General features: G+C 46.8%; 6 protein-coding genes. 3 read left to right on the forward strand and 3 right to left on the reverse strand.

Annotation, left to right across the window (positions count from 1 at the left end):
* Positions 1-162: 162 nt before the first annotated feature.
* On the reverse strand, positions 163-399 hold the full coding sequence (locus tag QUB52_RS28405) for a hypothetical protein (protein WP_265233572.1): 237 nt from the start codon (positions 397-399) through the stop codon (positions 163-165).
* Between QUB52_RS28405 and QUB52_RS28410 the strand changes: the two genes are divergently transcribed.
* Positions 399-1658, forward strand: coding sequence for a hypothetical protein (locus QUB52_RS28410; RefSeq protein ID WP_332975579.1), 1260 nt, complete (start codon positions 399-401; stop codon positions 1656-1658). The two genes, QUB52_RS28405 and QUB52_RS28410, sit on opposite strands and share 1 nt — an antisense overlap.
* Before the next feature lie 251 nt (positions 1659-1909).
* Positions 1910-2470 carry a Uma2 family endonuclease gene (locus QUB52_RS28415; RefSeq protein WP_332975578.1) on the forward strand — a complete coding sequence of 187 codons (561 nt, stop codon included), beginning with the start codon at positions 1910-1912 and terminating at the stop codon, positions 2468-2470.
* 172 nt (positions 2471-2642) lie between these two features.
* Here QUB52_RS28415 and QUB52_RS28420 read toward each other — a convergent pair whose 3' ends face one another.
* Positions 2643-4784 (reverse strand): NAD(P)/FAD-dependent oxidoreductase, encoded by a 2142-nt coding sequence (locus QUB52_RS28420; protein WP_332975577.1) that lies wholly within the window; start codon positions 4782-4784, stop codon positions 2643-2645.
* Between the two features lie 193 nt (positions 4785-4977).
* Between QUB52_RS28420 and QUB52_RS28425 the strand changes: the two genes are divergently transcribed.
* The gene (locus QUB52_RS28425; protein ID WP_332967545.1) at positions 4978-5211 is read left to right on the forward strand and encodes a hypothetical protein; all 234 of its coding nucleotides are present in this window, start codon (positions 4978-4980) and stop codon (positions 5209-5211) included.
* A 382-nt stretch (positions 5212-5593) separates the two neighbouring features.
* Here QUB52_RS28425 and QUB52_RS28430 read toward each other — a convergent pair whose 3' ends face one another.
* Positions 5594-5836, reverse strand: coding sequence for a hypothetical protein (locus QUB52_RS28430; RefSeq protein WP_332976325.1), 243 nt, complete (start codon positions 5834-5836; stop codon positions 5594-5596).
* Between the last annotated feature and the right edge of the window lie 311 nt (positions 5837-6147).

A 6147-nucleotide genomic window follows, 5' to 3' on the forward strand; every position in this document is an offset into this window, starting at 1 on the left:
ATCTTTATTTGGCAATTTTACTAGCTTTTTCATTTTAACCCTTTTTTGGCATACTCGCCAAAGTGAGATGCACCCGATAAGCTGGCGTGCGCGCTCGATGCTCGCACTAAATAAGCTGGCGCGCTCGATGCTCCCAGTGGGAGAGTGTGGGCATTTTTCTGCTTATTCCCTCTTCCCTCTTCCCTCTTTCCTCTTCCCTCTTCCCTCTTCCCTCTTCCTTCTTCCCTCTTCCTTCTTCCTTCTTCCTTCTTCCTTCTGACTAGGGGTTTCTTTTGGAGAATCTATCAGGATAGACTGTATGTGAGACCCTGTGACTATTGGGATAAAAAGCCATGTCAGAAGCTGATCTTCGAGCCAGTCAGCACCAATCGCACCCTGCTGTTCGATCCGATGAACCATTGCAGTCAAATTTTGCTGCTGCTGGGGGTTTTGAGCCGATCGCGCCCCCTGCGACAGAAACTCCCGCAAGGGTTCCCCAACAGCCAGAAGAAGACTGGCAAACAGTAGATTTTCCCAACGCGCTCAGCGTAGATGCAATTCCCACAACACCCTCCACCAACAATTTGCAATCTCAGACACAGCCGCCAGAGCCGGGATCGCCGACGATTTCAAACAATCTCAAAAATCTGCTTGGCAATGCCGAACAGCATCAGGGACAAGGCTCTACCCCAGTCACCCTCATGCAAGCGCTGCACGAATGCAACCGCGACCTTTTGCAGCGCATCGCCCAGCTAGAAACAGCGCTCGAAGAGTCCCAAAAAAACTGGCAGCATCGCGAAGCCTTGCTAGAAAAGCAGACTGCTGAACTCGAAAACACTCAAGAACAATTGACGCGGCTGTTTGGCAAAGTGGAAGTTTCCCATCAAACCGTCCAAAGTCAAGAAATTTTAGTGGAGAGTTTAAGAAGTAAGTTAGCAACCAGCCAAACCAGGCTAGCGATTGTGGAGCGAGAATGTGCGTCTACCGTGCATCGCTACAACGAACAGTTTCATCAGCTAGTAGCCACAGAAAATGTTTGCAAGGAATTGCGATCGCGCTTGCACCGCCAGCAGCGCCACACTCTGCAATTCAAAGCTGCCTTGGAAAAAAGTCTGGAGATGCCACAGAAGTCTCCAATTATTGAGCCACCTGACGATGCGGAGGATAGCGCCCACAAGCAATTAGAATCCTTGCTGGCGGTGGTCAAAAGCTCTCAGGTTCCGCTGCCGTCAGCCTTCAACGCTGCCCCAGTCAAACCTTGGTCAGAGTCCGAAGAGCATCCAGAGGTAGCGCTTGCTGAATATGCGATCGACCCTGAATTGATCGCCAATCTGGAACTTAACCAATTAGCCCAAGCATCCGGCATTCAATTGGAGAGCGAAACCTACCGCACTCAGGAGGCTGCAACTGACTCGGCGGTTGCGGTTGCGGAACCTCAATTACCTATGGCTGAGCCTGAACCGGAAACTACTGCTGCCAAATTAGGCAGCCCAGAATTGGCCAAGGCGGTTCCAATTTTGAATTCAGTGGAAACCTTTGGCCTTCAAGAAGCGCGATCGAGTGAAGCCATACCTACAGCAATCGCACAACCCGATTGGCTGGCCTTGATTGCTAGTCCGCTACGGCCTTATAAAAAACCTCGATCGTTAGCTGAAATTGAATTGCCTAGTTTTCGATAGGTTGACAGTTGACAGTTGACAGTTGACAGTTGAGGGCGACCTCTCCCGGTCAGGAAGAGGATTGGAGTAATGAATCATCTTCTTTTAATTTCTCCCGATCAGGGTTCCGGCGTTCAAGCCATTCTTTATGGTAATTGGTAATTGGTAATTGCTCAAAATTATCAATTACCAAAAAGACAGCTAATTGGGTTTCAGCTTGGGATAAGTCGGTAAAAGTCTCCTATCCAGTTTACTTTTAAGAGAACTGATTGATGACTACATTTGTCAAACTTAAAATCGCTTTAGAAGAGTTCCTGAAACTTCCAGAAACCGAACCTACCTCAGATTTTATCGATGGAGAAATCATTCAAAAAACCATACCTCAAGGCGAACATAGCAGATTACAGAGTAAATTTTGTGCTGTCATTAATCAGATAGTAGAAACACCAAAAAATGCTTATGCTTTTCCAGAGTTGCGCTGTACTTTTGGGGGTGCATCAATTGTCCCAGATATCGCCGTATTCCGATGGGCAAGGATTCCCATACAGTCATCGGGGAGAATTGCTAACCGCTTTGACATTCATCCAGACTGGTCAATTGAAATTCTATCTCCAGAACAAAGCCAAACCAAAGTCCTGAGTAAATTACTGCATTGTTCACGAAATGGCACAGAATTGGGGTGGTTGATGTATCCAGAGGAAGAAAGTATTTTGGCCGTGTTTCCCGGACAAAAAGTGGAACTGTACAAAGGCACTGCTCAATTGCCCATACTCAGTGGAATCGAATTAAAATTGACCGTGGAAACAGTTTTTAGTTGGTTGAGTTTTAGATAATACGGCGGTTGAAACCGCATCTACAAAAATGATGTCCGCACTTTGACAAGCTCAGCGACCACCTCCGCGGTGTCGAGAAAATAATGTCAAACGTAATTGTAACCGCCTGTTCTTCAACCCTTGGCAATGCGGGTGAGAGTTTGTATAGCCGCCGTTTCAACCGCCCGGTCTTCTATTTTCTACCCTTTCCCATGCCGTAGGTAAGAGCATAGCTGGTAGCCAACAGCCACAGCCACACAGCCGGATAGCGCGGCTCTAACCAAGGCTGTATTTTGCGGGCGAAACTGGGAAGCCATCCGAATAGGAAACTCGCCAAAGCCAAGAGAGTAAAAGTCAAGTAACTCCCCAACCAGCGCCAAATATCGCGCAAGGTGACAAAATCTAAAATCCACAACAGGAGAGAAGGATTTTTTCTGGCTGCTTTAATTGCCAATTGATTGAAAGTTAACCAGTCGGCTCTGTCTTTAATAAAAGTTTCCGCGACGGTGAGTTCTTGTTCTGCCAAAAGACCGAAAAAGGTATTGAGCATTGAATTAATTCTTTGGGGTGGCAAAGTTCGCCCCGTCGGCACCATCATGCCTTTGGAAAACAGCCAAGTTACTGATATATTGCTCTGGTAGGCACGAATTTGGTTTAAGTGTTTGGCACTTAATAAATTGTGCTTTAAAGCTGTATCCAATAAATCTGTTAATCGAAAAAGATTGCGGATGAGAGAGCCGAAACCGGTGAATACTAAGGGAGATTGCAAAGATGCTGCATCGCCGATCGCAATTAGGCGATCGACAGCCACGGCGCGATCGCTGCTGCTGGTGCTAAAATGGCCCGGAATATAACCAAAAGTAGTTTTTTTCCAGATTAATTTATTGACATCGCAGCGGCGGTACTCCGGCAAAATTGCGAAAAAATCCTCGTACAGTTCCAGCAAAGAACCGGGATTCTCGGCATTTACTTGGTGATAGTGAAAGAGATAAACTGTGAGTTCTCCTCCAGCGCCGGGAAATAACTCCCAAATCAGTTGGCGGCCGCGGGAAATATCGCCGTGACTCCAGAGAACGTCGCCGTAATCGGAATCCCAAACTCCCGGCTCCATTCCTCCGTCAATGACTCCTCCCACCGTCGGACAAACGCTGTCAAAAGCCCGTCCTTCGTTCAATTGCCAAGCTATGGGAGAAGCCGAACCCATTGCATCGACGAGCAAACGTCCGCTGACAGTGCGATCGGTTTTTGTCGGCAAGTGGCAGCTCTGAACTATAACTTTTTCAGCTTCAATATCGGCTCTGATAAACTCAGTTTCGTCCCAGATTTCGCCGCCAGCTTCTGTGAGTTTAACTCCCGCCAAATACACCAGTTTATCGCTGTCCAAAGCTATATTCAACACCTTCGGCACGTGCAGAATTTCCGCTTTAGCAATGGGCGGATTGTTAGCATCAAAAAACTTGCAGTAGCCATCTTTGTATTCTCGCGCAATCAAAGTTTCGATTTCTGCTGCCGTAAATAAACCCAAATCAACTAAGCTTTGCATTTCGTCCCGCGAAATATTCCACTCGCGATTCATCTTCCCGAAAGGCATTCGTTCCAGCAACAGCACTCGGTAGCCCAATCTCGCCATGACTGCGGCGTGAATCACTCCTAATGCTCCGCCGATATAAATTAAATCGTAAACAGTCTCGCCAGCATCCGACAAAACAGTGCCTGCTTTCTTCTCCCCTCTTCCTTCTTCCTTCTTCCCTCTTCCTTCTTCCTTCTCTTCTTCTTTCAAAAACACGACTTGTTTTGGCTTTTGAGGATTGCGAGTGTTTTCGCGCCAACGCTGCTCCCACCAGTAAACGCGCTGCAAGTCGTATTCGCCTTTGGGCATTTTTTGGAAGTATTTGACGGTGAGAGGGTAATAGGGGGCAAGAGCTTCAAAAATTGACTGTTTGGAGAGGTCTATGGTGGGGGGTTCTGGGTAGCGATCGGGAAACTTGTTTCTGACAGCCAGATTTAGAGCTTGCAGGAACTGTTTTTCTCCAGGCGGCGCGTCTTCTAGACGAAAGACTTTTAAATAAGTTGTGCGCTGTACTGACCAGACAAAGGTGGAAAGTTCTGTGCGCCAATTGTAGTTTTCTGAATTGGTATCAGCGAGGGTCGGTTTTGGATTAGCATTTTGAGTTCCAGATTTGACTAACTCCGCTGCTGTTGTGTTGGAAAGCAGGCGAAAACCGTCAGGAGTAATAATTTTTTCTCCGATTCCGGGGTCGAATTCGTGCTGTAACCAAGTGCAGACTGCTGCTGTATCCGGTGTGGGGACTTCTAGATAAAGAATTTCTTGCATGATGGGGAGTTCAATTCTGAATAAATTAATAAAGATGGGGGAGTTGACAAGGGAGCAAAGTAGGCTATACTCCCGAATACTTATTCAGTTTTAAATAAGTTTACAATGTTCTCAGATTTTTAGCTTTTCGATCGCCTTAGCTCTTCGTTGACCCGCTGCGGGTCAGTATCTACTTTTTTCGGTATGCAATCTCATGAATTATCCCATTCCTACGAATCCTCAAGAAATGATTGCTTTGCGACAGCAGCCGCTGAATGAAGAATTGGTGGCGTCGGCGATCGCGGGTGTGATTCAAATAGCTCGATCGCGTTCTCAGTCTTTAGACGAGTTAAAGGCTGAGGTACTCGCCGACGACAATTTGCTCGATTTTACTCAACGGCTCTGGCTGAGCGAGATTGTAGCTCAAGCTTGGGAAAATTTGCCCTGATCGTGATCAAAATCCGAACAAGACACCGCGGTGAAAATTATCGCTCTTCTTAAGTCCGCGCAGGCGGACTTCGTTTGTGTAGTCGCGAATTCCATTCGCCGTCCGATCTTTTTCTACTATTTTCAAATATTGTTATTATTTTAACCAAAGCACAGGGGATTTAAGCCCCCACCTTGAGGTGGATTGTTTTTAGGCTGGGGATTTAAGCCCCAGCCTAAAAACTTCGCTGTCAACTGTCAACTGTCAACTGTCAACTGTTAAACTATCTGCACATCCATACCCAAGAAACCGGGTTTTTACTTAATTCAAGGCTGAGATACATGATTTTCGGAACCCGGTTTCTGACTGCTTGAATTGATAGGTTGCGAAGGAATAAATAAGGTTATCGCAATTCAACTTCTCGCTTAACTTCTGTTAAAACTCGATCGCCCCGCGTCAACCGATATTCTGCGCGCCACACTCCCGGAGTCAGAGGAGAATTTGTACTGTTTCTTTTGCCGATATAACCCAACCAAGTGCGGCTGGGGGCTTTAATTTCATTGGTTTGGTCAGCGATGGTTTGGCCGTTTGGTGCAAATAATTTGTATTGTTCGCGATCGCCCTTAAGGACTCCGTAACTCTGCACCCAAAACAATAATACAGGACTATTGACAGGTAGTTTAGTCTCAGAAAATTGTCCAGCCCAGACGGTGTTCTCGTCAGGTGCTTTGTTGGCAAAACCGGCGCGAATTAAACCTGTGGAAACATAGTCGATGGGCGTGTCCCAAATTGGATTGCGGGCGGTGTTGCAGCCTAATTTGGCATCGGGCCCGACAAACGGATCTACGGGCTTACCTTGATAGCGAAAAGTGACGTGTACTTGACAACTCCCCAGCCCTAAAGGGACGGGGATTCATAAGACCATAATTTAAGTCTTACAGGTGCTGACAAATCACC

This window comes from Microcoleus sp. A6-C6 (assembly GCF_036705955.1).
In the GTDB taxonomy this organism is placed as follows: domain Bacteria; phylum Cyanobacteriota; class Cyanobacteriia; order Cyanobacteriales; family Microcoleaceae; genus Microcoleus.